Source organism: Burkholderia sp. BCC1638, assembly GCF_902833195.1.
Taxonomy (GTDB): Bacteria; Pseudomonadota; Gammaproteobacteria; order Burkholderiales; family Burkholderiaceae; genus Burkholderia; species Burkholderia diffusa.
This window is the reverse complement of the sequence record NZ_CADFEC010000042.1, coordinates 17,482-43,513: the sequence shown is the minus strand read 5'-3', so window position 1 is coordinate 43,513 and position 26,032 is coordinate 17,482. Positions and strand designations below refer to the sequence as shown.

Genomic DNA, 26,032 nt, shown 5'->3' with positions numbered 1-26,032 from the left:
GATGATCGCTCGTTTCGGAAACCGGTGATCAGCGATCACCTTCGACCGAAACGGCCGATCACCATCAATCGGAACCACTGATCACGTTCAACCGAAATCGCTGATCACGTTCGCCGAAATACGCAGGTATCTGAATCACACATTTAAACGACCGCATCGATTTGTATGTTGCACGGCGATAGGGAATTGGTTTTATCTGGATTGGATGCAATATTTAAACGAATTTAAACTACGTCCTGCAAGGTCGGACCACTCTGTTGCTTGTATAGGGGCGGCTAATTTGATAAGTGTTGCCGGTAGTGGTCGAAGTAATCCATTCTATTATCGATTGGTGATGCTGTTCGCGAAATTTTGCGTGGCGCAATTATGTTTTTTAGCGTCTCGTAGATGCTGTCGAGTGGGCGCGTAAGTATTGTGGTCACGAATCGATAATGCAAATAAGCGGACATTTATGTGGGGTCCGTGGGCGCTATTTAGACGTGCGATTGCTCTATCGGGAAGTCTTTATATTTCACATATTTTTTAATCAATCGCGAATCATGATTGATTAATCACGAGGTCTGGGTTGACGTGTGGTTGATTGTGAAAATAATATGAACCACCCTTCCTCGTGGAGCGTTTTTGTCAATCGTCGGTGCGTAACGAGAAGGGCCTTGGTGAGAATCAAAACTAACCTTTCTTCGAATTGAGGTCGCGCATACTATCGCGGGAAGGTGCATGGCGAGACATCGCTGGACATATAATCCGATGAAAGCCCGCTGCTTCCTTGGCTGATTTCTCATATCCTATTAACACTTCCGGATCACTGGAATCATGAATCTTAGCTACCAGCAGTCACTCGACAATTTTTCCAACGCCTTTTATCTATCAAAAATAAAGACGCAGCAGGGTAAAGATCATATTCCCGGAGGATTCAGTCGGCGCACGTTTGGATATGGACCGCACGCGATCTTTGTCGAAAAGGGCGAGGCGCAATATATTCATACGATCGAGGGAAGGAAGCTTCTCGATCTAAATAATAATTTTTCCACCAATGTATTGGGGCACAATCATCCTGGAGTTTTGGCGGCCATTCAGGAGACGCTGCAAAATGGGTTCTCGTTTGGCAACCCTGCCGACTCCGAATTGGAACTCGCCAAGCTTATTTGCGAGCGCATCGACTCGGTCGACCAGGTTAAATTCTTTTGTTCAGCAAGCGAGGCTTGCTTGGGGGCAATCCGTATTGCCAGGGGATATACGGGTAGAAGAAAAATAGCAAAATTCGAGGGCGGATACCACGGCTTTACTGACGATCTCGCGGTCTCGGCTCACCCCAGCCCTGAAAACTTTCCCGGCCCGAGTTCCAACCCCAAGTCCTTGCCCGACTCTGATGGAATTCCATCTTACAAGAGCGACCATGTTGTCGTACTCACTCAAAATGATTTCGAGTCCTGCGAGAAGATACTTAGGGCTAATGCGAAGGATATCGCATGTCTCATCATGGAGTTGCAATCGTGCGCAGGAGGCATAGTTGAGCTTGAGAAAGACTTTGTGTCAAAACTCCGGGTTCTGACAGAAGAGCTGGATATTCTGCTCATTTTTGACGAAACAATTACGTTGCGCGCGGCCTACGGCGGACTGCAGAGCGTGTACCAAGTGAAGCCTGACATGACCGTGCTTGGGAAAATGATTGGAGGCGGTCTGCCGATCGGTGCTATCGGAGGAAGTCGAAAAATTTTCCGCGTGGTAGAGGAGAATCAGGTCATGATCTCAGGTACGCACCACGGGCACCCGCTCGCATGTGCGGCGGGAAGTGCGTGCCTGGAGGTGATGGATGCTGAAGCCTATCAAAGGCTAAATGCGATGGCGGAAAAGGTTAAGCGCGAACTCAACTCTTGGGCAGAGGCGTGTGGATTTCCGTTTACCGTGTTTGGTTCGTTCTCTGTCTTAGGTTATGCTTTTACAAAAACCGTCGGGCAGCAGGTTACTACGCACCGAGATTATTGGCACAAGATCGATGAAAACAGCATGAATATTTATGCTCTCGAAATGGCAACTAGAGGTTATTTTCCGGTGCATCGCGGTCAATTGGGGTTGACGCTTCCGATGACGGACGAAGATATCAATGGCTACATCGAGACCACCAAGGATATTATTCTTCTGATTTATTCAAATGGCAATTAATTAATCTAAGTTGGCATCCAAAATAGTAATTCGATAATCCATAAAATGGAATTTTTAAAGTGCTGGGCGCCAACTAACTCCTGCTTGAGTATAAACGCGAGTTGCTATCGGGCACCACCTGTCCGCGTTCGCACTTGCAGGCGCGGATGAGTGTTCGGAATTTGTCGCACACGTGCGGCGTTCTCGCGCATCGCCACGGCACCAGCTATGCGGCCGTTTGACTACAGCCACATTGCGACGTGTGGTGTAAGGGACTTCGTCAACGGGGCAACGTTCACGAAACTAGTTGCGGCGTCTCGGCGCTTCGGCTGCGCTTTGCGCGAAGCATCGGCCGACATCGCAACACTCTCAGTGGATTGAGGCTGTACGTAATGACCTAGTAATCAAGCACGGGTTAAGCAACATCGGGCGGGACTAACGCGTCTTGTGGTAATCGCGTCGCGCTTACGGAACTCGCGCGACCGAGCATCTTTTCGCAGAGAGGGCTCAGCTCGGGACCGGTAGCAAACTTGCCGCCAGCGTGCCTGCCTTGGTTGTCGTCTCGAAAAGAGCCGCTTGTGGCATCAGTTATTCGATGTCCCTGCGCGCTTCGGGTAACTGAGCAAGCGATGTGTCCAGCGTTCGCGAAATGCACTCACGTAGTGAGCGAACTGCGGGATTTCGATTTCCCTTCACGCTGACAAGTGCGAGTGCGCTGCGCGGCGCATCTTTCAGTGGTACGTATCGAACACCAGGATGCGAGAATAGCCTCGTTGCACTCAAGGGAAACGTGTCACATGCACCGCTATATGCAACGGCGGCGAGACTCTCTGGTATGGACTGAACAAACGCGCCAACGCGAGTTTGTTCATGCCATTCCGGTTCCAGGCACCAGTACGAGGCCCATTCGGACGGTGCCCCGGCCGCTGCTACGGCAAATGGTTGCCCGAAGAGATCGGAAACCTCCAAAAGAGACGCGCGCGCCATCGGGTGATCTGCTGGTACGACCGCGACCCGGGGCTCGTTGTACATCACGTTGAATTCCAGCCGGTCGTCATTGATCGGCAATCGCAAGAGTGCTGCATCAACGCGTCCGCTGATTAGTGCCTGAACTTGATTCGTCATTGTAAGTTCGGTGCAGACCAGCCGAACTGTAGGATTGGTATGTCTAAACATGTCCAAGATCAGGTGCGTAAGCTCGCCGGCCGCCTCGCCGAAGAAACCAAGCTTTAAGACACTCCGGCTTCGTTCCGCGATCGCCCGGCACTCGATAATCGTGTTCGACATGTCGCCAAGAATCTCGCGGGCGCGCTCGATGAAGCTTTTCCCTGCGTCAGTTAGCTCAACTCTGCGGTTTGTTCGCTCGAAGATCGCGAATCCGAGTTCCGACTCGAGCTTCGCGATTTGTGCGCTCAGTCCCGACTGAGCCACGTTTTCAATCTCCGCCGCCTTGCCAAAGTGCAAGGTCTCGGCGAGGCGTATTGCCAACAAAAGCTGTCGCGTATCCATGGAGCACGCCCTGCCATTCACCGCAGGCTCTCTAAAGTTAGGGTGCGAACACTGTCAGTGCACCATACAACAATGGTACCAAAGGTCTGCGCAGTCCCACACGCTCATCGCAACGATCTTGGAAGTGGCTTCCGAAGGCGGCTGCGGAGCGCGGTGCCCCTGATGCTCGCGGATTCGATCACCAAACGCGATTGAATGATCAGTAAGGACTCGTTGCTGGACACAATGTGCAGGCCAATAATCACCGAACGCTATTTGCACAAGAACTAATCTGACTGGAGTGGGATCATGGATCGAGAGAAGTCGACAGGGCAGTTAAAGGCGTCTTCGTTGGGTATCGCGGACATCGTGTTCTTCGTTGTGGCCGCTGCCGCTCCCCTCGGGGCGACATTGGGAGCCGGTCCAGCTGTATTTTCTATGGGCGGAAATGCTGCCCCGGGGCTGTACTTCATCGCATCTTGCATTCTTCTGCTTTTTGCTGTTGGGTTTGCCGCAATGAGTAGATACGTGGTTAGTGCCGGGGGGTTTGCTGAACTCGTCAGTCGCGGGCTAGGCAAGCACGCGGGCAACGCGGCCGCCGGCGTAGCGCTACTGGCGTACGTGTGTATGTTGATCGGTATTTACGCCCAGTTTGCCGCGTTTGGTGCCGACACGATCAAGTCGTTTACTGGCCTCGAACTCGACTGGCGAATGCTTGCGTTCGTAGCTGTCGCTATGACCGGCGTGCTTGGCTACATGGACATCAACCTCTCTGCACGGGTCCTCGGAGTGTTGATGATCCTCGAGGTCCTGATCCTCGTCATTTTCGATGGCGCTGTCCTCGTAAAGACGGGAGGACACGCGAATGATCTACAAATTTTCTCGGCAACGACACTCAAGTCTTCCGGCATAGGTACCGCTCTCATGTTCGCGTTTTCCTGCTTCGTAGGCTTTGAGTCAACCACGATTTATGGTGAGGAAGCGCGGAATCCTCAGCGAACGATTCCGGGTGCGACTTATATTGCGATCGGCTTGATTGGCGTCTTTTACACACTGACGATGTGGTGTCTCGCACTTGCATACTCTGGACAAAATATCCAGCACGAGGCTACCGCTAATCCCATCACTTTCGTCTTTACGGCAAATACGCGATTTGTTGGTGAATGGTCGACTCAGGCAATGCAAGTACTCGTCCTTACGAGCGTGTTCGCGGTGCTGCTGTCGTTCCACAACGCGCTTTGCCGGTACTTCTTTGCGCTCGCTCGTGTAAATTTCCTACCTGCGCCTCTAACCAAGATCCATCGGCGTCACGGCAGCCCGCATGCTGCAAGCGTCGTGTTGACGATATCCTGTACAGCGGTCCTTGCCGCTTTCATGTTCGGCAAAGCTGACCCCGTGCAAGTCATTTACATGTGGATGGTTGCACTTGGCACGCTGGGTGTTTTGGTCTTGCAAACGCTCGGTGCTGCCGGCGTCATTGGATACTTCGCCCGCACTGGGAAACGCATGCTCTGGCAAGGCTTCATCGCCCCAGCATTCGGCGGTCTTGGGCTGCTTGTTGTCGTAATTATCGCAGTCACTAATTTTGGATCTCTAAGTGGAACGACGGAAGGTCTTTCAACTCAGCTGCCGTGGTTAGTGCTTGTCGCCGCTGTCGTTGGCATTGCAAATGGTTTTTTCAAGAGATATGGGAATGAACAAAACGATGAAATATTGAGCCAGTCTCAATCTCACTGAAGCAGTAGAGGGCGATGAAAATCAAAGGCCCACTGAGTGAGTTCGATCGCCGTCACATCGTACTAAAGACGGCCTCGTCGAGCGGATCTGGAGCGGCCCTACGTATCTGACGACACGAAGACTCTCTCAAAATAAGGGATAGTCTTGTGCCTATCAGTAAGCCTGGTCATTACGTGGAAAGCATCGAAATTCTGACCGAGCCGGAGCGCCGCCGTCGGCGCACGGCGCAGGAAAAAATCGACATCGTGCAAGAGACACTGGAGCCGGGAGTATCGGTGTCGGCCGTAGCGTGTCGGCACGGCGTCAACGCCAACCAGGTGTTCGGCTGGCGCAAGCAATACCGGGAAGGCAGTCTGGCGGTGGTGAAGGCAGGTGAATCTGTTGTACCCGCATCTGAACTGGCCGCCGCCATCAAGGAAATCAAGGAACTCTAACGGCTACGCGGGAAGAAGACGCTGGAGGTGGAAATCCTAAAAGAAGCCGTGGATTGGGGGCGATCAAAAGACCCGATTGCGTGCTCGCCCTTGCTGCCAGGGGCGACCGATGAAGACGGTCTGCGAAGTTCTCGGCGTGGCGCGCTCTGCTGTGGTGGTGAAGCGGGTTCGCTCATCTGACTGGCGCGATGGTCGCCGTACCCGCGAGACTGATGACACTGGGCTGGTCGACGAAATTCTGGGGCATGTGGCGCATCTGCCGACCTACGGCTATCGGCGTGTCTGGGCGCTGCTGCGCAGTAGTCGAGAACAGACCGGCGCACCGCGCATCAACGCGAAGCGGGTGTGTCGGGTGATGCACGAGCACAAGTTGCTGCTGTGCCGCTCCGGCGTGCGGCGAGACAAGCGGCGCCATGACGGTAGCGTTGCGGTAGAGCGCAGTAACACCCGCTGGTGCTCCGATGGCTTCGAGTTCCGGTGCGACGACGGCACGCCGCTGGGCGTCACGTTCGCGCTGGACTGCTGCGACCGGGAGGCAATTAGCTGGGCGGCGACCACCGGCGGACATAACGGTGACGTTGTGCGCAACGTAATGCTGGCCGCCGTCGAACAGCGCTTCGGCACCACGCAGGCCGCGCAACCCATTGAATGGCTGTCGGACAACGGCTCGGCCTACATCGACCATCACACGCGCAGCTTCGCTCGCGAACTGGGCCTTGAGCCGCTGACCACACCGATACGTTCATCGCAGAGCGATGGCATGGCCGAATCGTTCGTGAAGACCATGAAGCACAATTACGTCGCCTATATGGATAAGCCTGACGCACCGACGGCGCTCTCGCGTCTGGCTATCGCGTTTGAACATTACAATGAGCGCCATCCACATAAAGCCCTGAAATACCGCCGGCCTCGCGAGTTTAGGCGTGCTGCGGTATCATCAACGTAACGGTGTCTGCGTGTCCTGAGTTACAGGGGCAACTCCAGGCCCGCCGATGTGGGCTGATATATCGCAGAGCAACTGACATCTGTGGTCGCGCATCCTCGCGTCGGTGAAAATTGCAAAGTGGGGCTCGGCATCGCTCTTGAACTCGTGACCGACAAGGAAGCACGCTATCTGTTGCCGGCTATGGCATCGGCCGAACCCGACACTGTTGGCGACGAGACCGCTCACGCGAAGCGAGTTGCGCGCCTTTGTAGTCGAGAAAGGTATGGGTGGCAGTTTTGCGGTGCTGGAGCATGGCGACATCTGCGGGCTTTAAGCGTATTGCCGCTTTATGAACTCTGTCACGATTGGTTAAATGACATGTTATGCTCGTCTGAGAGGCGCAAATCGACAACGCTACTGAAGATTGCGCGCATCATGTCACGCTCAAGCAGATCCTGCGTTTCTTACGGTATGTGCAATGGCGCATACAGGGTGCATCCCACCACCGCCCGAGCGCTGCCGAGCCGAGGTATCCTAGCTTGTGTCCGGCAAGCTCAGCATCCAGCGCACGTCGATCGACTCGAAATGATGGAGTCGGACCCACAAAAGACGTGGTGTCGCTTGTCTTCTTGCGTTGACTTAGCCTTGCTGCCAATCTTCCGCTTTTAGCGCAATGCATCAACGGGAGCCTGAATGAATCGAACGTCCGCACCCGAGTCGATGAGCGGTAACGTACTCACGCAACTGCAACTGGCCCGTGAGCATTTTGGTGACGGTGGGCAACTGCCCGATGAGTTGACACCGAATTTGCTACCTGAGTCCGTGGCGCGCTCGTGGGTGCGTTCCCGGGACGCGGGTTTGGTGCCAGGTCAGGCGCCTGAATACGAATTGCTCAGCGGCACACGCAGTACACTTGAAACGCCTGATGATCGACGTCTGTATAGCTGTATCGTTGATGAAATCGAGCAGCTTTGGGACGCGTTTGGCGGCGATAGCTGGACGATCTTCTGCGCGAATGCACACGGTACGGTGATCCATGCGCGCCGTAGCCCGGGATGTGATGACGCTTTGATCCGGCCGATTGTCGCTGGCCGACGTATTCTCGAATCCCATCTCGGCACGACGGCACCGAGCTGCGTGCTCCACGAGGGGGCTGAAGCGACGATAACCTGCGGTCAGCACTACCTCAACGATTTCGAGCATGTGTCGTGTCTTGCCGTGCCCCTTTTTGGGCTGCATGGCGAGGTGGTAGGCGCGCTGGATATCACAGGCACTGGCCAGCGCGATTTGGCGCAAATACGTGAACAATTCCGGCTCGCGGCATTAGCCGCTGAGCAGCGCCTATTCGCAACATTGCGCGGTTGCCATCTTCTGCGTGTGCATCATGATTCTCGTTGGCTCGCAACTCCCCTCTCGGGGGTGCTCGCGGTCGAGGAGGATGGTTGTCTGCGCGCTGCGAGCCGTATGGCGCGTCGCATGCTCTCGTTGCCGCAAAACGTATCTGTTGGTCGGCTCACGCTGCGCGACCTGTTCAGCGATGCGCCGACCACTCTCCTAAGCCGAGTGCTGAGGCCGCAACGCGGTCCTCAACGCATTTGTTGCGCAGACGGTACTCACTTGTGGGTCCTTTATGCGCGTGGGCCGCTTAATCGCAGCACAGCGCGTCGCATGAATTCGGATTTCACGGTGGAAGATCTGGAGGCCGAATCCGTGCTTTCCGGCAACGCCGAGCCCAGCTTGCAGAGAGGCGGAGAAAGCCTCGAGGAAAAAATGCTCGGAGCTGTTCAGCAAGCTATGCGTGACCATAACGGCAACGTTGCTGCGGTGGCGCGGCAATTGCGAATCTCTCGTACAACTGTCTATGCGCGGTTGCACCGCTTACGCGAGCTTGGCATGCTGGCGGTGGAAGGCGGAGTGGTGGCAGAACTTCAATCTGGCGACAAAAGCTCATCGAAACTACGCTTGTAGAGAAATGTACCTACTAGATCCGGTATTGTTGGTTATTGAGCAATGCCGTCTGTCCAGTCATTGCGGAGTGGGGGCAAGGAACGTCAACGTTTGGGTTCGATAGGACAGTTGTACAAGTGCTCCGAGGCGCCCCACTCGCTGGCTCAGTCGGTGCGAGGCCGAGTTGAATGACTGGCTCCGAACCTCCGCGTGCAACCGATGGTTTACCGGCCCCCGGTGTTGACTACGACGGCAGGGTTGCTTCGGGCCGAGCATTGAAGGTGGATCACCTATCAGATCGCCCTTGGCGCGAGCACCACCCAGGCCTTGCGCGAGGGCGGCTCTGTGCCGATTTTAGCGGGTATGCTCGAAGTGGCGTTCGAAACTCAATATCCTAATTCATCGGATATACGGCGATGGCGGTGGCGCAGATTCCCAACCTACTTGGGTTCTCCGAAGTAGCATACTTCTCGCGCTTTTTCCGCCGCCAGGAAGGCGTGAGTCCCAGGGAATTCCGACAGCGGCGGGGAAACTATCAATGAGGCACTGTCCGAATCGCCCAGCATTATTCGTAGCGTGCCGTCGCTAGCGATTGACGCACACATGCATGGATGCCCAGTTTGGCTTTAAAAGCGGTAGCCAATCCCGACGAAAACTGCGATTGGGTCACCGGTGATCTTGCTCGAGTTTGTCAGTGTCGTCTGACCCGTTTGTGATACTGCATTGAAGTGCGCATGCGTTACAAGCGGGAGATAGGTCGCGGATGCAGTCATATACCAGCGATCCGAAATCCGATATGACGCACCAACGGAAAATACGGGATTCCAAGAGTTGCTAAGCGACGCCTCGGCATGGCCGCCTGGGCCACCAAACTGCGTCAGCACGCCAGCAATGTTCGGGTTTAACTGGACCGCGGAGAACCATGTGTAGTTTAAGCCTGCTGCGACGAACGGGCGAAACCGGTTGTTTGCTGGGCCGAAAAAGTATTTCGCAAGAAGCATCGGTGCCCATGCGCGAGTCGTCGCGAACGGATGTAGATCACCCATTGGAAGCACCGGACCGCCAGAACCCAGTGGGGTTACGTTGCCTTGCGCATAGAGATTCAGTTTTGGAGGCACGCCCAGAACCGCTTCTAGCGCGACGTTGTCGGTGACGAAGTAGGAGAGGGTGAGTTCGGGAGTAACGACGTTATGTACTTGAGCATCTGTCCCTGCTGACGTGAAGGTTCCGTACGGCGACTGACTTTGAAGTTCCGTGGAATGCGATCGTCCAAAATCGATCCAAGTTGGACCCAATGATGCGATAAAACTGCCCGAGCTTTGGGCGAACGCCATCGATGAAACCGACATTGCGAGCGCCATTGCCGGAATAGTTGCTCTGAAACGCTTTGCCATACTTGCCTCCAATACTTCTTGATTGACGTGGATTTTTGCTCTTTTTGGCCTTGTACTTGTTTTGCTTATATTTTCGTGCGTGCTGCGCCGACGAATTAATCCACATCGACCTCTGACTCGGTAATGCGATTTCACCGAAGGCTGCCTAACTCCGTCTCAGTACTGTCTGTGCCGCCGTACCTCGGTTGGGAATTTGCTATCGCTATCGGAGGCGTGGCGCGGTTAGATCAGTTGCTGGGCTGGCGGCTGCCGCTCGCGAGCATCTGAAGTTGACCGCGATGTGCGTCACCGTGATTGCAGTGTCGACAGCCAATTTCAAACCGTCTTGTCTGTCGGGGAACAGATCGTTGACGGTTCGTGCCATTGAGTTAGCGAGCCTGATTTGTGCGCGACATCAGAGCGATGTGTTCAGAGGCGCTCAAGCAAAGCGATCAGCAATCTGGCTGCCGTGAGCAACGTACTCTACGGATCAATTTCCGCAAGACAGTTGCGTATTTGGCTGGTAAGCGAAATGTGGGAGTCTCGTGCTGCGGGGTCAATGCAAGAGTGCCGGGGGCTACGTGTTTCGTCAGGCGTTAGGGGTTGACTTGGGTTGGTAAATGGTGCCGTCGCGCCGCACGGCAAACAGGACGTCGCAGCGTCGCCGTGCCAGTGCGATGAGCGCTTGGTTGTGGCGCTTGCCTTGCTGGATCTTGCGCGAGTTATAGACCCGTGAGACTGCGTCCCGTAAGACCGCGAAGGAGGAAAGGAACAAGGCGCGCTCGATCACCTTGTTGCCCCGTCTGGAGGGGTGTTCGCCATGGATCGACGAGTCTGAGCGCCGGGAGACCGGCGCGAGGTCAGCGTAGGCGGCCAGATGAGCAGCCGAAGCGAACGCTTTGTGTACGACTTCGGTCAGGAGTCTGGCGGCGGTCCTGACGCCGACTCCCGGCATGCTGGTCGCGACCGGCCAAAGAGGGTGAGCAAGCACCAGCCGCTCGACTTCGGCGGCGATTTCGTCACGCTGCTTGCGCAAGGCCTCGAGTTGCTGGGTCAAGCGGGGCATGACGATGGTGGCAGCCTGCGTGCCGGGCATGATCACGGCTTGCTCGTTCAGCGCTTGAACGATTTCGGTCGCCAAGTTCTTACCCATGCGCGGTGCGAGCTTGGTCAGGCGGTTGGCGAGCGTCTTCTCGCTGGCAGCGGCGAGCGCGCTTGGGGATGGGTAGCGCTCAAGCAGATCGAGTACTGCCGGATGGTCGAGGCGCGGTCCGAGAACGCGTTCGAGCGCTGGATGGATCTGGGTGAGCAGGCCGCGAATGCGGTTACTGGTTTGAGTGGCTTGGGCTGCAAAATCATTGTCGAAGCCGCACAGCATGGTGAACTCGGCTAGCTGCTCGCCGGCCAGCCGAAGCGAGCGCAGCGTATGTGGCATCGAGCGGGCGGCTTCGACAATGATCGCGGCATCGCGGGCGTCGGTCTTGGCTTCACCTGCCTGCAGATCGGCGATGCGACGCATGGCCAGTCCAGGCAGATTGGCGACGAGTACGCCTTCGCCGTGGGCAACGGCTAATGGAAGGGCGCCAATGGTGGAGGGCTGATAGACGACGAATAGGAGTCGACCGTGAGTTTTGAGTTCGGCGATGAGGGCACGCAGCTTGGCCTCGTCGCTGGCTAGTGCCTTGTTGTACAGACGCTTGCCGTTTCGATCAAGCGCGACGGCGGCCGTTCTTGAATTGCCGCGCGTCGACCACCGTTGCTACTGCAGCCGATGCTGTGAGCCGGCCGACGCCGCATACGCCATGCATCGTTGGGCTTGTGGGTCGTGAGCGGCTTTGCGTGCCGGCTGTTACTCAGTCTCACACTATTGGATCTCGAGATCGGCATTTCTCGATTCCGTTTGCAAGGATGCGACACCGCCGATTGAGTCGGAATATTGTGTACGGTACTCGCGTGCGGATACGCCGAAGTGATGTCGAAAGACTCGACTAAAGTGTGCGGTATTGTTAAATCCCCAACTCAAGGCGATTTCAGTAATTGAGCGATGTTGCCAAGCCGGTTGAGCAAGCCACTTTGCACATCTTTTGAGCCTTTCATGAAGGATCATATCGCTGATGGATTCGCTGCTGGTAGAGAAGATTCGGTACAGATAGCGTCGAGAGATGCCGAGAGCTGATGCGACTTGGGAAGGGCACAAACTAGGGTCGCGAAGATTCTCGCAGATAAAGGTACGAGCGTGGCGGAGATGCATTTCCCTGACATCCGACATGAGTACCGGAGAGGTGTTGAAATGTTCGGAAAGTGCTGTCGCGACGAGGTCAGCAGTAACACCGGAAAGATGCTCGATGATCGATGAGGAATGCTGAATGCCGATTGCCTCTCGATGCATCGCGCTGATGTGTTCAACTGCGACGCGCCCGAGGCCGCTCTGTGCGGGCACGCTGATGGCAGTATGTTGCCGGTCGCAAGGGCCGCGTGACGACAAGAGTGTCCTGCGAAAACGCACCGTGAATTGCTGACCAGAGTATTGCCATACGAACGGCCGAGAGGCGTCAAATAGCACCATGTCATTCGGTCGGAGCTGCGCAGTCCGACCATCTTGTGACACCACACTGATCCCGCTCAATTGCACTGACAAGAGAACATGATCGCCATCTTTACCTTCTGAAAGACCGTATCGGTGATTCGCGATGTGGTCGGACGCCTGGAGATGTGCCATGCATATCTGACCGTTATCGATCATGTCAACCTGTGCTTCGAAGGGGGATCGTGGTGCGCTCGCTATCGACATCGACATGGGTACGCAGTGTTCCGCGATCCACTTCTCCCAAGCGGCGAGCCGATCGCACGGCTCGAACTCTGATGTGGTAAAGGAACGCCTCATGATTGCTGTACCTCATTCGTCAGAATTCGTAGTTCTCTGCAGACTTGAAAGTGATCCAGAAAGGCTATCAAGTCACTCTGGCTTTCCGAGCCTGAACGCTCCTCGAGCGAGGCTCGCACGGAAAGCGTTGATGCAATGAGTCCGTCGGCAGTAACATATTTGAACAATCATATGATCGACGACGGTACGATAAATCTCTACTTTGGTGAGTCAACAAACTTGAGTGCCCGTTCGAAATCTTCGATCAAGTCTTCCGCATCTTCGATTCCGACTGAAACTCGAATCATCCCGTCGGGAATTCCCATCGACAAACGAATCGCCGCTCCAGCTTCCCAGAATATGGTCGACGCAACCGGAATGACGAGTGTCCTGGTGTCGCCAAGACCTGTTGCCTTGATTGGAATGCGAAGGTAGTTGAGAAAATCGACGGTCGCGTCAGCACGGGTGAGCTCAAAAGACAGCAACCAGGAGTTCGCCCTGAATAACGTCTTGGCGATGTGGTGTTGCGGGTGATCGGCGAGACCTGGATAGCTCACTTGCCTGACAGCGGCATGGCCTTGAAGATACTCGGCCAGAAGCAGTGCAGTCTCGCTGCATTTTTGCACGCGGAGCTCCAACGTCTCCATGCCGAGCGAGATCTGGTGCGCTTGCTCCGAGGAGAGTGACGCCCCCATGTCCCGAAGGCCCTTCTTGCGAATTTGGAGCAGGCCCTGTTGCGCCGCAGGCGCTCGACGGTATTCTTCGGCTATGTTGGGGTAGAGCTGCCAATCAAATATACCGGTATCAGTGACTGCACCTCCCAGCGCCGCACCATGACCAGCAATCGTTTTGCTTAGCGAATTGATGACCAAACTCGCTCCGACTGCCTTGGGGGTGAAGAGTGCCGGCGAAGTGATCGTGTTGTCGACGACATATGGAATGCCACGTTCGCGACAAAGTTCGCCAATTTGCCTAAGATCTGGAATCTGCGTGCCAGGATTGGCGATCGTTTCGAGGAACACCATCCGGGTTCTTTCGGTCATTGCATCTGCGACCGATTGCGCCGATGAGGTGTCCACCATCGTCACCTCAACCCCCAATCCGCGCAGGGTTCCAAGCAGACTGTTGGTGTTCCCGAAGATGAAGCGGCTAGAGATTAGATGATCGCCCGCACGCAGAAGCGTATAGAACACTGCGGAGAGTGCCCCCATTCCGGTACCGAAACACACCGTCCCAATGCCCTGTTCCAGTTCCGTGATCTTTGTTTCCAGGGCAGCAGTGGTGGGCGTGCCTTGGCGCGCGTAGTTGAAACTACCCTTCTTCGTCCCCTGAAAGACACCGATGAGGTCCTCGACCCGATCAAACCCGTATTGAACCGAGGTGTGAATAGGCGCTCTCAGCCCACCGTATTCGATACCAGTCAGTCGGTCTTTGTGCACTAAGCTTGTCGTCAGTCCAAGCTTCTTGTTCGTATTCCCACTCATATATCTTCCGTCGGCTGAAATTGAACGACTTCGACTGCGATGTCTCCATGCAGCCGCTTGTCGAGCGCGGCTGCATGCTAGCTCCAAACGATCATGGCTCCCACAATTCACGACGGGAACTCAGGGCTCTCTCGGGTAAGCCCTCGGCGTCAATTTACGAGAACTATGCCAGAGCACCCAATTGTCGACGAATGTCCAGTCGATCGAAGTGTGCTCGCTTCTCGATGATCTTTCCGTCTGCAATCCTAAGAAGCATCATCAACGAGAAGCGTAGCGTCTTGCCGGTCGGCTCCACTCCTTCGATCGGACCTGATTGTTTTCCTTCGAAGGTCAAATAGGCTGCAACTTGGTCACCCTCGGCGAGCAGCGCTTCGAGCGGGAATTGGAAACCTTTGAAAGCGTCGAAGTTCTTCTTTTCTGAGTCGACGAACCCTTCCGCGCCTTGAATCGGGGTATCGACCTGCAAGTAAAAAACGAAGTCCGGATGACACAAGGCTGCGGCCGCTGAATAGTCCTCTCGCTGCAGGGCGGCGTAGAACTGCCGGACAATGTCCTTGTTCGCTTCAACTTGAAGAGCCGCTTGGAGTGCGCGGCCCATTTCTTGGTTTGTGTCGGCTGACATGATTTTGTACCTTTCGTGCGAAATGAATCGAGTTGCGTCGACAAGCCTTTAGAGAGTGCAGGTCTCGCCGTCTTCCGGGATGAGCAGAAACCCGGTCATGCCTTTTTCGGCGGAGAATTCACGCAGTTCCTTTCGGGTCAAGGTCGCATGATTGACCGCTTCCATGTGCGTTGCGAACAGCATAGCTTGGGGCGCGGCCTGATGGACTTTATAGACGTCCTCCTTGCCCATGATGATCGAACCCAAGCCGGGAACTTGCGCATCGCCGCTGTTCAGGATGATGGCCTCCGGCTTGTAGGCTTTCAGGTTGTCTTCCACATACTTGTTCCAAATCGTGTCGCCAGCCAGGTACAGAGTTTTTTCTTCCGGATGCTTGAAAACGACACCGCTCACTTGTCCGAGCAAATGGCCGATGGCGTGAATCGCTTCGTCCGATCCATGTTGGCCAGGCGTCTTGATGAGCGTCAATCCGTTGAATTCGGTGCTCTCAGTCATCAGACGAACGTCGGTGAAGCCCGATTCCTTCACGATGTTGGCATCCTCTTCATGCTGGACGAAGATCGGCATGTCCTTCGGGATCAAGGATTTGGCGCCGTCATCCCAGTGATCCAGATGGGTGTGGGTAACGATGATGGCGTCCACGTCGAGAATCTGATCGACAGGGAGGGGCAGTTCGACGGTCGGCCAATTCAGGTGGCTATTCGCCGTACCTTCGAATCCGGGGTAGGTGTCCTTGGGGGACAGCACGGGATCGACGAGGAACCTCGTGCCGGCGATTTCGACGATGACTGTCGCATTGCGGATTTGCTGGATCTTCATGGGGACGCTCCTTCTGCGTGGGGGGGTTAAGTACCGATCGTTACATAATGAAGTAAAAAAAGTGCGTGCGAGACGCACGCACACGTTCAGTCGAGATTCGAGAATAGCAGCCGCAAGGCGTCATCAAGTCGCTCAGAATCGTAACCGGCGCGAACCATCACCTGGAGTCCTGGGAACGCTACGACCAACAGCCTCGCTGTGTCACGTGCCGGCTTGGCGCTCTTCACTGATCCTTCTGCTTGACCGCGTTCGATCGCGCGTGTCAGAGCGTCTTCAATACACTGGAAATCCTGTTGAACCCGCACTCGAACTTCAGAATCGTGCGGAGCCATCTCGACAGCTTGATTTATGCTCATGCATCCGCGTGTGAACTCCGGTGCGCGGGCATCAGCGACGATCATTCGAAAAAAAACTTCGATGGCGTGGCGAGCCGGCCCATGCTCCAAAATACGACGCATGTCGTGAGCGCGCTCACCCCGGTATGCGTCGAACGCAGCCAGAAACAGTTCGCGCTTTCCGCCAAATGCCCCGTACAAGCTGCTCTTGCCCAGTCCTGTCGCTGCTACCAAATCAGTAACCGAGGTGCCTTCATAGCCTTTACGCCAGAACACGCCCATTGCTTGGTGCAAAACCTCTGCGGCGTCGAATTCTCGCGGCCGCGCCATAGACTACCTCCACTTCAACTGCGATTTACCTATCACCTTGCGAGGCATTATGGAACGAGCGGTACGAAATGTCAACCATGTTCGTCGGGTCGCTCATCGGTGGCGACGGCAGACCGTCCAAATACAAAATAGGGAGCGATTATCGTGGGTGGCACCGATGACTCTCGGGCTCAGTGTGGTCGTGCTTCGGTGAGCGCGTGTCTCGTACCGAACGCTACCATTGGCTGCTTGGAGACAAAGCATCAATGTACGTTGCGAGGCCGGCCTTCATGGAAACGTCCTCGGCGTGGACTGGATGCGCGTCAATTTTGAACAAGTTGACGTCGCCAATCGCGTGGCGATATTGTGCAATCGGCTTGAAGGGGGTTCCCCTAGTTGTCGAGGCTAGCCGATCGTGGCAGATTTTGCTTGTTAAGTGGTGGTGGAATTTCAATTGGCTGCTCAGCTCCTAAGAGCCGTGGGAGGTGTCCGCGGTCTTACCCATACCGAAACCTCGGTCTCGTACCAGTTGCAAGTCGCGAATCTGGTGCGCGATCAGTTGCGCTCAGACGGAGTGCTGCCCGAAGGCGTGCTGCGGGAGGATATTGAGGCGTCTTGGCGACGAAGCATCGACCAGGGTGTTCGCTGGTATGACCATTCATTGCTGGATCTTCCGGATGCGAAGTGCCAGGAAGAGATGCGTGAGATGAACCGCGCTTTGCTGGATGCAGCGACACCTGAACTCCGCTTTCTTGCGGAGCGTTGCTCCCCACAAGAAGTTGTCATTCTGACCGACGCCGATGCGGCGATCCTGAAAATTGATGGTCACGTGGTTCGATTCAAGGAGCAAATTGGAATCCGCGACATGCGTCCTGGCGCTTGCTGGAGTGAATCCCTGCGAGGAACGAACGCTCTCGGGATGGCGCTCATCGAAGGCCGATCCGTACTTGTGGATAGCGGCGAGCACTTTCTGGACAGTTTGAACCGCGTTTCATGCAGATCGATGCCTATCGCGGACGCGTATGGCAAGATTCTCGGTGTGCTGGATGTGACTCGTGACGGGCCGCTTCCGTTCCAAGACACGACCTTTATGCTGATGAATACGGTGGCACGACATATCGAGCGCCGGGTGTTCGCTGCTACGTTCCCCGAGCATGTTCTGGTTGCTATACACCCATACGAGCAATATCTCGATTCGGCATGGTCCGGTCTATTGGCCATCACAGATGACGGTACGATCGTGGCTGCCAATTTCCAGGCATGTGAGCTGTTGAATCTTGAGAGGTCGGAAATCGTCGGTCGCCAATGCGGCGACCCGTTGCAGCTGCGTGGCACGACATTTATGACTGTCCTAGAACAAGCTCACGGACTGCAGATCTCTGGCATGCAGCATGATTTTCGGTTCAAGGTTCTTGCATTGCCTCGGTATTCTGTCCCTGGAATTGTGCGCGCCAACGCACATACGGGAGCGGCGGAGGACGAATCTCCTTTGGCCGCGCTTGCCGGTGGAGAACGCCAGTTGCTGCGCTCATTGCAGATGGCGCGCCAGGGCTTGAACAACGGTGTGCCGGTCTTGCTACAAGGAGAGACGGGTACGGGTAAGGAGGTGGTTGCGAGGGGGTTGCACGATGCCAGCACGCGTGCTGGAAAGTCGTTCGTCGCAGTGAACTGCGCTGCTATTCCCGAAGGGCTAATCGAGTCGGAACTGTTCGGCTACCGGGAGGGGGCTTTCACCGGGGCTAGAAAGGGAGGAGCCGTTGGGCGCCTGATGCAAGCGAATGGAGGGACGCTCTTTTTAGACGAAATCGGAGACATGCCCACTGCTCTGCAGGCTCGCCTATTGCGGGTTCTACAGGAACGCAAAGTTGCTCCATTGGGCCCCGGCGGCGAACAGGATATCGACGTGGCAGTGATCTGCGCGACCCACCGAGACTTGAGAACGCTTGTGCGCGACAAGATATTTCGGGAGGACCTTTACTATCGGGTCAATGGCTTCTCGATTCGTCTCCCTGCGTTGCGTGAGAGGCACGACATCGATTTGCTTGTACTGTCGATATTGAAGAGGCTCGGGGCGCCGGAGGTGCGTATCAGTGACGAGCTAGCGAGAGTTTTTCGGAAGCACCAGTGGCCAGGCAATATTCGCCAACTCGAAATGGTGTTGCGGACTGCGTTGGCGGTTCGGTGCGACGGCGAGATCGAGCTTGGGCTGGATCATATGTGCGTTGGGTTTGTTGACGCCGATGCCTGCCTGGCTCCAGCAAATTCGGTTGGATTGATTCGCAAGCAAGAAGCTCATTTGATTCGCGATGCACTGGAAAAGCACGACGGAAATGTGGCTGAAGCTGCAAAGACTCTGGGCATTGGCCGGTCTACGCTTTATCGAAAAATTAAGGAAATTCAGGGTTAACGACGTCTCAATTGGCCACTTTTGCACGATCCTGATACGCGTAGCTCACGAATACGGTTACTCGTTGGAATTCCATCTGATTCGCGAGAAACCACAGTTCTGCCGATGAGACGGATGTGTCGACGACCTGCGGATTGACGACGTTTGGGCACGCCTTCCGTATTGAATCGTGTGTACGTCTGCCCGCGGAATACTTAGCGTAACGATGGCTAAATGAGCAATCGTTCCGAAACGATCGTCGATCGACTTGAGTGCAAGCAACCTGCATTGAGTTCCCCTCAGCTTCACCGCAAAGATCCAGTGGCGAGGGTCGGCATCAAGCCAATCTTCGGTATGGAGTTCGCAGGATTTCGTGGAGAGTCTATAACCAACTGACGGATGATGCCTCAGGTGGCGAAAATGACGAAGTCGCCACGGTATCCGAATACACGACTAGCGTACAAGTTCACCAAGACATACCGCAGGAAATTTTCTGTAGAAGCGATGTGCGAAGTGCTCGGTGTATGGCGTGCGTTCACGCGTTCTGCGGCCTCGCGGAAAAACTCCACACGTATCTGCCTTAGGCGTGCCGCTGATGCCAGCGCTGGTACGGCTTCTTGAACGATGCTCCTCCGTGAGGGCTGCCACCGACGGTGCGGCCGGATGCCAGCGGGCGCGCAAGTGGTGGCAGTGCCACGCGCTCGGACTTCGACCCCTTGCCGGTCACCGCGAGGCAAAACGCACCCGCGGGCATGTGTCGTGATGTCACCCACCGTCGCCGTCACCAGTTCCTGTGCACGCAGATCGGTCGCGTAACCGAAATCCAGCACGAAACGCAGACGTTCCGCAGCAGGTGCTGTCGAGTCAGTGTGCTCGAGCCGGTCGCCAGGGCCCGCAGGATCCTGGTGGATGGTCACGTGCCAGCTATCGAGCTCGGCGAAATCCATTTCGCGATGCTCAAAATCACCCAACACACTCGTTTCCCGTCAGGCAAACACATTCACATCGACAAAGGCGATCCGGCTTCGGTCAACATGCCGACCACTGAAGGTGAGCTTCAAGGGGCAGACATCTAACCTTTCTAACGTGCAGCTACGAGTTTGGATGGTAACGAGGTTTGCAGCGTCGTTAATGCTTGCTCATGTGGACAGGTTCGCCTAGTGATAGACCTATCGTGGCAGACAGCTGGAGCCGTTCTGTCTTGTAGCCGAAGGTGAGGTCGTGTTGCGAGCGGCGCAACAAGTCATCGCGATGCATGTACGCAAAAGTGTAATTGGCGGCGTCGGAAAGGCGATAAGGATGAGTCTTCCCGCGGGGAAGACTCATCCTGTGGACTGGAAGATTGACCAGCCCGGGAGAGCTAGAACGAGATCCTCAGAAGCGGTGCCTAATGCCGAGCATCACGAGTGTCTGGGTACTTGTGCCTCCGGCGGTGTACGTATCAGCAATTACGGCTTGAGCAGGGCCGAGGCCATTTGAGCCAGAGGCATGGCCGTATCCGGCCGAAGCATAGAGGTCTGTTCGTTTTGACAGTGCGTAGTCGGCCGCAGCGGTTACCTGATGATAGGTGGCGGACGAATCACCGTGCGACTTCATGTAGTCGTAGCCGACTTCAAGCAAAGTCGCCGGCGACACCTGCCACGCGGTAAAGACCGATACATTGTTGAATCGCTCGGCCCCTCTAAAGGTTGAATCTGCGTCGGCAAGATACTCGGCGTAGCTGTAGTACCCACCAATCGTCACTGGGCCAACCACGTATGCTGCCCCTGCTCGTGCAACGTTATATTTGCTTGCACTGGCATAAGCGGAGTTGACTGGGCTAAAGAAGTTGCCAGACGCGCTTGATGCTCCGCGACTCGCGGAACGAGCGTTGCCGTTGTCTGCATGGAAGTAACCGCTGGCCAGCGTCAAAGACCCGATTGAATAGTTCAACGCGGCACTGTATGAGTGCCCGGAACCGACGCTGCCCGCAACGTTGCCGAACCCGTATTGGAGGGCGAGCTGCAGTCCTCCCCAAGTGGGACTTACCCATTTAACAGCATTGTCGATCTTCGTCGTTCCGTCTGCCAGATCTATGTCGCCGGGCGCCGTAAAGTATTCCAAAAGAGAGTTACCTTGAACTGGAATAACTAGATCTATAAGGCCGTCAAATTGCCGGCCAAATGTCAATGCCCCATATTTATCGTTTTTCAATCCAACATATGATTGACGTGTAAACAGACGGTGCGAATCTGAGGATGCTCCATTGTTTATGTCAAATTGATTCTCAAGAGTGAAAAGGGCCGACCAACCGCCACCCAAGTCCTCATTGCCACGCATGCCCCAAACAGTAGGTGACATCTGGCCACTTTGCATAGAGATTCCGTTGTTGGATCCTCCGTTATTGTGGATATACTGAATGGAGTTGTCTAAAACGCCGTACAAGGTAACTGAGGACTGCGCGAATGCATGACCGTAAATGCAGGTGGAAAATCCGCAAATAAGGTTGAAAACCTTCTTTTTCATAAAAATCTCCGAACGATAAATTTTGTGTTGTTTTTAACGGGAATTGGTGGCATTTCCTCCGTTGATATGGGGTTGGGTTAGATTTTCGTAGATTCGTTGAGTTGATGTTATTGAGCCATGTCGACAGTCAATGGATTGGATTTTCTCATGCATGAATATAAGCATTCCAAATCAAATATCATGGACATCGGCGAAGTGGTTTGACTTGTTGGCAAAGTCAACTGAATTCGTGGGCAGTACGCGGATTCGCAGTGAGGTTGTAGGAGATGTTGTTATGGTTGTTCGCGGCGATAGCCATGTGATTCAAGCCAGTTTTGAACGAGTATTGCTTGCCGTGGATCGAGGGATGCGAGCACTTCGCAGGTCGGCTGGAGCTGCAGTGCAGCGACGATTGGCGCAAGTGGGATGCCTTGCAGATGCCAGATCCCGAGCGGCTGGTCGGGGCTCGTGACGACGTCGGCCTCGGCGATCGTGTCGCCGTCGATCACGGGCGCCCGCTCGATCGCGAGCGAGTTGAAATCGGGCGCGCGATGCGATGGCGCGTTGTCGGGCCACGCGCGGCGCGCCTGCCAGAACGGTCGGTCCGCCCACTGCGTGTCGAGCGTGTAGAAGTCGCGGCCGATCCGCGCGAAGCGCATGAACAGCGCGGTAATCCGCCGCTCGTGAAAGCGCAGCGCGAGCGCCGCGCGCTCGGGGTGCGCGAGCAGCGTGTGGATGACGGCCGGCGCCTGCAGCGCGGACGACAGCGACTGAAAGATACCGTTGCCGGACAGCGGATCGACGGCCATCGCCGCGTCGCCGACGCGCAGCCAGTTCGTGCCGCCGGTGTCGCCGCACAGCGTCGCGCTGCTGGTCCGACCGAACACGCGCGCCTCGGCGCGGGCGTCCAGGTCGAAGAAGTCACGTGCGAACGGCGTTTGCCGCAGCGTCGCGCACCACCCGGGCAGGGCGTTGCGCGGCGGCAGCGTCGTGGTCGCGACGTCGAGCGTTGCCTGCCAGTAGCAGCGGCCGTCGGGCAGGCGCGCCATCCAAGCCCAGCCGTCCGGCATACTCTCGATCCCGGATGCTGCATCGCCCGGCGTGCCTTGCCACACGTTCAGCAGGCTCAGCGTCTGCGGCCCGCGGCTCGCATCGCGCGCGAGCGGCGCGAGCCGGCCGCGCGCCTCGACGACGAACGCCGCGTACAGCGTTTCCTCGCCGGTCGGCGTGTCGATGCGGATCGCGTGCCCGTCGCCGTCGGCGTGCACCACGCGAACCGTTGCTTCACGCACCGCAATGCCCGCACCGGCTAGATCGCGGCGCAGCGCCGCGTCGAAACGACTGCGGTCGATCAGGTGTTCGTGATTGAGCGTGCGCGTGTCGCCGTTCCAGCGCGTTGTGCGCGCACACGGCGGCAATGCGCATGCGGCGGCCTGCACGAGTCCGGCATGATGCAGCCCCTGCAGCACACGATCGGACACGCCTTCAACCGCATCGAAGTGCCGCCATTCGCTGACGACCGTGACCGGATAGCCGAGCCGCGCGAGGCCGAGCGCGGCGGCGGCGCCCGCCGGTCCCGCGCCGAGCACGACGATCGACGGGCGGCTCATGAGGCGTGGGTGCGCCGTTCGACGCCAAGGTAGGCAGCGTTCGCGCGTAAATGGTCGAGCAGTGCCGTCGTATCGCCATCGGGATGATGCGCGAACCAGCGCGCCGCGTAGCCGCTTAGCGCCGCGCACGCGATGCTCGAGCCGGCCAGCGCACGCGGTGCGCCGCTCGACACGACCGCACCGAAATCGGCCTGCGGGCTGTCGAGCCACGACCATTGGCCTGGTGTGCAGCGCGCATCGCCGGTGACGCGCACGATCCCCGGATAGCTGGCCGGAAACACCGGCGTTCCTTGCGCGGGGCTCGATGCGAACACGATCACGCGTTGCGCGACGGCTGCCGCGCAAGCGTCACGCAGCGTGTCGCGATCGGCGCGCACGCCGAGGCTCAGGTTGATCACGCGAATGTGTTGCGTGAGCAACCAGTCGATTCCGTGCGCGATCTGCGCGGCGCTCGTCACGCCGCGCGCCTCGAACACCTGCGCGACGACCAGCGCCGCTTCGGGCGCGGCAGCCGCGATTGTCATGCAGATCGCGCTGCCGTGGCCGATCCGGTCCGGCTCGACGGCGCTGGCATGTAGCACCGACGCAGCGTCGAACGCGAAGCGCCGCGCGTCGGTGACGCGTGCGCTCAGCGACGGCGGATAGCCGCTGTCGACGACGCCCACGCGCACGGCGCGATCCACGGCGCGATCGTCAGGCATGTGCGACATCCCGGTGCACGCGTCGCGTAAGTTGGCCGTCCGCGAGCTCGAAATGCAGGTCGACGCCGGCGAGCGTCGACGCGCGGTGGCTGACGAGGATGCGCGTGCGATCGCCGAACAGCGTGTCGATCTGCGCGATGACCTGCCGCTCGGTCGTTTCGTCGACGGCCGACGTCGCTTCGTCGAGCACCAGGATCGCCGGTGCCTGCAGCAGTGCGCGTGCGATCGCGATGCGCTGCTTCTGGCCGCCGGACAACTGCTGGCCGCGTTCGCCGACCGGCCCGTCGAGTCCGCCCGGTAGCGTCGCGATCAGTTCGTCGAGCTGCGCGGCGCGTGCGGCATGTACGATGTCGTCGTGTGTCGCGAGCGGTGCCGCGTAGCGGATGTTGTCGGCGAGGCTGCCGCGAAACAGCACGGTGTCCTGGCTGACGACAGCGACGTGGCGGCGCAGCGCGTCGAGATCGACGTCGCGCAGGTCGATGCCGTCGATCCGGACGCTGCCGCGCTGCGGGTCGTAGAAGCGCTGCATCAAATCGATCAGCGTCGATTTTCCGCTGCCCGACATTCCCGACAGCGCGACCTTGCTGCCGGCCGGTACGCGCGCGCCGGCGCCGCGCAGCACGGGCTGCGCGCGCTCGTCGTGCCCGAACCACACATCGACGAATTCGAGATCGCCACGCGGAGGCAGCTCGCGCGCGGCGGCAGGCGGCTGCACGGCCACCGGCGCGCGCTGCAGCTCCATCACGCGGCCGAGGCTGACCGTCATCCGCTGCAGCGCGACGTAGAGCCCGAGCAGACTCTTCACTGGGCCGATCGCCATCCCGAGATAGCTGGAGAACGCGATCAGCGAACCGAGCGGCCAGTCGCCGCGAATCACCCAGTAGCCGCCGACAATGAACGCACCCGCGCGCGACAGCGAGGTCAGCGTGCCGGGCACCGATTGCGTGACGAATTCGGTCACCTGCAGCTTCAGCAGGCGCTCCATGTAGCGGTCGCCGAGACCGTCGAGCCGCGCCTGTTCCGCGCGCTGCCGGCCGGCGGCCTGGATGAACTTCATCGCGGGCAGCGTTTCGACGAGGAACGACGACACGTCGGCCGCGCCTTCGCGTACCGAGCGCGCATCGCGCTCGACCTTGCGGCGCATCGTGCGCAGCCACAGGATCTCGAACGGAACAAGCAGCAGCGCGAGCAGCGACAGTTTCCACGACAGCGTGACGAGCAGTGCGAGCGTGCCGACTAGCCCGATCACGTTCGACACGGCGGAGAACAGCGCGTCGAGCGCGAAGCGCTGGATCTCGGCGATGTCGCCGTCGAGGCGCGACAGCAGGTCGCCGAGACGGCGCTGCCCGTAGAACGACGGCGACAGCTGCTGCAGGTGCGCATAGACGGCGCTGCGCAGCGAGAACAGCACGCGGCCGGACAGTCGTGTGTGCAGGTAACGGTTGATGCCGCCGAGCAGCGTGCCGACGAAGCCCGCGAACACCATCGCAAACGCGACCGCGACGAGCATCCGGAAGTCCTTGCCGACCAGCCCGCGGTCGATCAGCTCCTTCGTGAGCCACGGCTGCGAGAGCGCCAGCAGCGACGCGCAGGCCGACAGCGAGAGCAGGCCGGCGATCGCGAGCCGGTGCGGCCGCACGAAGCCGTACAGCCAGCCAAGCGAACGCGCGAGTTGTGCTCGATCATCGATTTGCACGAAGCGCAGAATGAACCTCATCAACATGGGACCTTGGCTCGGAGGATTGCTCGTTGGTCAAATGCGGAACAGTTTGACGGTCGACGTTGCCTTCTCCGAATTCGACATCCGCGGTCGACTTCGGAATGAGTATTGGCCGTCAGCCGCTGGTCTCCACGGCGCAATTGGCGGTTGATGCCGTGGTTTGGCGCGACGCGTGTGGTGGCGCGTCGCGCACATGATCAGGCGCGTTTGTTGTACGCGCTGCACCAGCCCTTCCCGGACACTCGCTTGACGGCGAAGAGGGGGCAAGCAGCTGCCGTGTCCGTTTGCTTTCCTTGATAGAAGCTGCAGTTCCCGCAGTCTTGCCCCGCCTGGTAACGCGGGTATTTGACCCTTTCAACGTTCGTAGCGTTGGCGCGATATCCCAGTCCTTTTGCCGCCGGGTCGTTCTCGTCCAGCATTGGCGCCTCCGCTCGTGCTGTGCTGGCGAGGGTTAGTGCGGATACGGTGCCGGCAACTGCGATGACAAAGCTGCGTCGGGAGCGATTCAGTTGATGCTTCATAGGGATTGCTAGTCTCAAAATTATCGATGAATGAATCAGGTCGCGCTATCTGTCCGATCGGAGGGATTCGTATTGGCCGTTCCGACACTCGTCGCCCGACCACCAACCCCACACGATGATGGATCGGAAACT

At 57.3% G+C, this 26,032-nt stretch carries 18 protein-coding genes and 3 pseudogenes; 7 read left to right on the top strand and 14 right to left on the bottom strand.

All coding sequences use genetic code 11. From position 1 onward, the window contains the following. Positions 1-813: 813 nt before the first annotated feature. A complete protein-coding gene (locus tag HWX22_RS29420; protein ID WP_175912594.1) occupies positions 814-2,163 on the top strand; it encodes an aminotransferase class III-fold pyridoxal phosphate-dependent enzyme in 1,350 nt (449 codons plus the stop codon). A gap of 567 nt (positions 2,164-2,730) precedes the next feature. Here the strand turns inward: HWX22_RS29420 and HWX22_RS29415 are convergent. Then, complete coding sequence (locus HWX22_RS29415) at positions 2,731-3,651, bottom strand: LysR family transcriptional regulator (RefSeq protein WP_175912592.1); 921 nt, start codon at positions 3,649-3,651, stop codon at positions 2,731-2,733. A 288-nt stretch (positions 3,652-3,939) separates the two neighbouring features. Here HWX22_RS29415 and HWX22_RS29410 point away from each other — a divergent pair, with 288 nt between their 5' ends. The 4 genes and pseudogenes from HWX22_RS29410 to HWX22_RS29395 all read left to right on the top strand — a co-directional run bounded on the left by HWX22_RS29410 (position 3,940) and on the right by HWX22_RS29395 (position 9,215). Further along, positions 3,940-5,367 carry an APC family permease gene (locus HWX22_RS29410; RefSeq protein ID WP_175912591.1) on the top strand — a complete coding sequence of 476 codons (1,428 nt, stop codon included), beginning with the start codon at positions 3,940-3,942 and terminating at the stop codon, positions 5,365-5,367. Between the two features lie 182 nt (positions 5,368-5,549). Beyond that, a pseudogene (locus HWX22_RS29405) lies at positions 5,550-6,747 on the top strand (IS3 family transposase). A gap of 672 nt (positions 6,748-7,419) precedes the next feature. Then, complete coding sequence (locus HWX22_RS29400) at positions 7,420-8,694, top strand: helix-turn-helix domain-containing protein (RefSeq protein WP_175825375.1); 1,275 nt, start codon at positions 7,420-7,422, stop codon at positions 8,692-8,694. A 395-nt stretch (positions 8,695-9,089) separates the two neighbouring features. Next, entirely contained in the window at positions 9,090-9,215 is a 126-nt protein-coding gene (locus HWX22_RS29395) for a helix-turn-helix domain-containing protein (RefSeq protein WP_175916901.1), read from the top strand. An 84-nt stretch (positions 9,216-9,299) separates the two neighbouring features. Here HWX22_RS29395 and HWX22_RS29390 read toward each other — a convergent pair whose 3' ends face one another. The 7 genes and pseudogenes from HWX22_RS29390 to HWX22_RS29360 form a co-directional block, all read right to left on the bottom strand. Continuing rightward, complete coding sequence (locus HWX22_RS29390; RefSeq protein WP_080741459.1) at positions 9,300-10,067, bottom strand: OmpW family outer membrane protein; 768 nt, start codon at positions 10,065-10,067, stop codon at positions 9,300-9,302. A gap of 568 nt (positions 10,068-10,635) precedes the next feature. Continuing rightward, a pseudogene (locus tag HWX22_RS29385) lies at positions 10,636-11,769 on the bottom strand (IS110 family transposase); the annotation flags it as partial. 141 nt (positions 11,770-11,910) lie between these two features. Further along, entirely contained in the window at positions 11,911-12,930 is a 1,020-nt protein-coding gene (locus HWX22_RS29380) for a helix-turn-helix domain-containing protein (RefSeq protein WP_279610153.1), read from the bottom strand. 197 nt (positions 12,931-13,127) lie between these two features. Continuing rightward, the gene (locus tag HWX22_RS29375) at positions 13,128-14,393 is read right to left on the bottom strand and encodes a cystathionine gamma-synthase family protein (RefSeq protein WP_175912579.1); all 1,266 of its coding nucleotides are present in this window, start codon (positions 14,391-14,393) and stop codon (positions 13,128-13,130) included. Between the two features lie 163 nt (positions 14,394-14,556). Next, positions 14,557-15,015 (bottom strand): ester cyclase, encoded by a 459-nt coding sequence (locus HWX22_RS29370; protein WP_244135311.1) that lies wholly within the window; start codon positions 15,013-15,015, stop codon positions 14,557-14,559. Between the two features lie 48 nt (positions 15,016-15,063). Beyond that, positions 15,064-15,834: an MBL fold metallo-hydrolase gene (locus HWX22_RS29365; RefSeq protein WP_175912581.1), complete on the bottom strand. Its 771-nt coding sequence runs from the start codon at positions 15,832-15,834 to the stop codon at positions 15,064-15,066. Between the two features lie 86 nt (positions 15,835-15,920). Next, complete coding sequence (locus tag HWX22_RS29360; RefSeq protein ID WP_043179577.1) at positions 15,921-16,499, bottom strand: TetR/AcrR family transcriptional regulator; 579 nt, start codon at positions 16,497-16,499, stop codon at positions 15,921-15,923. Between the two features lie 433 nt (positions 16,500-16,932). Here HWX22_RS29360 and HWX22_RS29355 point away from each other — a divergent pair, with 433 nt between their 5' ends. Then, positions 16,933-18,885: a sigma-54-dependent Fis family transcriptional regulator gene (locus HWX22_RS29355; protein WP_230624140.1), complete on the top strand. Its 1,953-nt coding sequence runs from the start codon at positions 16,933-16,935 to the stop codon at positions 18,883-18,885. 652 nt (positions 18,886-19,537) lie between these two features. On the opposite strand, the pseudogene HWX22_RS32400 reads toward HWX22_RS29355, so the two are convergent. Beyond that, positions 19,538-19,715 (bottom strand): annotated as a pseudogene (locus tag HWX22_RS32400) (integrase); the annotation flags it as partial. A gap of 18 nt (positions 19,716-19,733) precedes the next feature. On the opposite strand from HWX22_RS32400, the gene HWX22_RS29350 reads away from it, so the two are divergent. Then, the gene (locus tag HWX22_RS29350) at positions 19,734-19,940 is read left to right on the top strand and encodes a hypothetical protein (protein ID WP_155291809.1); all 207 of its coding nucleotides are present in this window, start codon (positions 19,734-19,736) and stop codon (positions 19,938-19,940) included. Positions 19,941-20,238: 298 nt separating this feature from the next. On the opposite strand, the gene HWX22_RS29345 is transcribed toward HWX22_RS29350, so the two are convergent. The 5 genes from HWX22_RS29345 to HWX22_RS29325 all read right to left on the bottom strand — a co-directional run bounded on the left by HWX22_RS29345 (position 20,239) and on the right by HWX22_RS29325 (position 25,888). Next, complete coding sequence (locus HWX22_RS29345; RefSeq protein WP_051889737.1) at positions 20,239-21,369, bottom strand: porin; 1,131 nt, start codon at positions 21,367-21,369, stop codon at positions 20,239-20,241. 272 nt (positions 21,370-21,641) lie between these two features. Next, positions 21,642-22,958 (bottom strand): FAD-dependent monooxygenase, encoded by a 1,317-nt coding sequence (locus HWX22_RS29340; protein ID WP_043179573.1) that lies wholly within the window; start codon positions 22,956-22,958, stop codon positions 21,642-21,644. Further along, positions 22,955-23,659 carry a S8/S53 family peptidase gene (locus HWX22_RS29335; RefSeq protein WP_043181296.1) on the bottom strand — a complete coding sequence of 235 codons (705 nt, stop codon included), beginning with the start codon at positions 23,657-23,659 and terminating at the stop codon, positions 22,955-22,957. The genes HWX22_RS29340 and HWX22_RS29335 overlap by 4 nt, the downstream gene beginning before the upstream one ends. Continuing rightward, positions 23,652-25,376, bottom strand: coding sequence for an ABC transporter ATP-binding protein (locus HWX22_RS29330; RefSeq protein WP_175825373.1), 1,725 nt, complete (start codon positions 25,374-25,376; stop codon positions 23,652-23,654). The genes HWX22_RS29335 and HWX22_RS29330 overlap by 8 nt, the downstream gene beginning before the upstream one ends. A 200-nt stretch (positions 25,377-25,576) precedes the next feature. Continuing rightward, positions 25,577-25,888, bottom strand: coding sequence for a high-potential iron-sulfur protein (locus HWX22_RS29325; RefSeq protein WP_155291860.1), 312 nt, complete (start codon positions 25,886-25,888; stop codon positions 25,577-25,579). Between the last annotated feature and the right edge of the window lie 144 nt (positions 25,889-26,032).

Coding starts and splice junctions, on each gene's coding strand:
- HWX22_RS29390 (WP_080741459.1), bottom strand. CDS start 10,067: ATGGCAAAGCGTTTCAGAGCAACTATTCCGGCAATGGCGCTCGCAATG.
- HWX22_RS29335 (WP_043181296.1), bottom strand. CDS start 23,659: ATGCCTGACGATCGCGCCGTGGATCGCGCCGTGCGCGTGGGCGTCGTC.
- HWX22_RS29395 (WP_175916901.1), top strand. CDS start 9,090: ATGGCGGTGGCGCAGATTCCCAACCTACTTGGGTTCTCCGAAGTAGCA.
- HWX22_RS29365 (WP_175912581.1), bottom strand. CDS start 15,834: ATGAAGATCCAGCAAATCCGCAATGCGACAGTCATCGTCGAAATCGCC.
- HWX22_RS29415 (WP_175912592.1), bottom strand. CDS start 3,651: ATGGATACGCGACAGCTTTTGTTGGCAATACGCCTCGCCGAGACCTTG.
- HWX22_RS29360 (WP_043179577.1), bottom strand. CDS start 16,499: ATGGCGCGGCCGCGAGAATTCGACGCCGCAGAGGTTTTGCACCAAGCA.
- HWX22_RS29340 (WP_043179573.1), bottom strand. CDS start 22,958: ATGAGCCGCCCGTCGATCGTCGTGCTCGGCGCGGGACCGGCGGGCGCC.
- HWX22_RS29420 (WP_175912594.1), top strand. CDS start 814: ATGAATCTTAGCTACCAGCAGTCACTCGACAATTTTTCCAACGCCTTT.
- HWX22_RS29410 (WP_175912591.1), top strand. CDS start 3,940: ATGGATCGAGAGAAGTCGACAGGGCAGTTAAAGGCGTCTTCGTTGGGT.
- HWX22_RS29330 (WP_175825373.1), bottom strand. CDS start 25,376: ATGAGGTTCATTCTGCGCTTCGTGCAAATCGATGATCGAGCACAACTC.
- HWX22_RS29375 (WP_175912579.1), bottom strand. CDS start 14,393: ATGAGTGGGAATACGAACAAGAAGCTTGGACTGACGACAAGCTTAGTG.
- HWX22_RS29400 (WP_175825375.1), top strand. CDS start 7,420: ATGAATCGAACGTCCGCACCCGAGTCGATGAGCGGTAACGTACTCACG.
- HWX22_RS29380 (WP_279610153.1), bottom strand. CDS start 12,930: ATGAGGCGTTCCTTTACCACATCAGAGTTCGAGCCGTGCGATCGGCTC.
- HWX22_RS29370 (WP_244135311.1), bottom strand. CDS start 15,015: ATGTCAGCCGACACAAACCAAGAAATGGGCCGCGCACTCCAAGCGGCT.
- HWX22_RS29345 (WP_051889737.1), bottom strand. CDS start 21,369: ATGAAAAAGAAGGTTTTCAACCTTATTTGCGGATTTTCCACCTGCATT.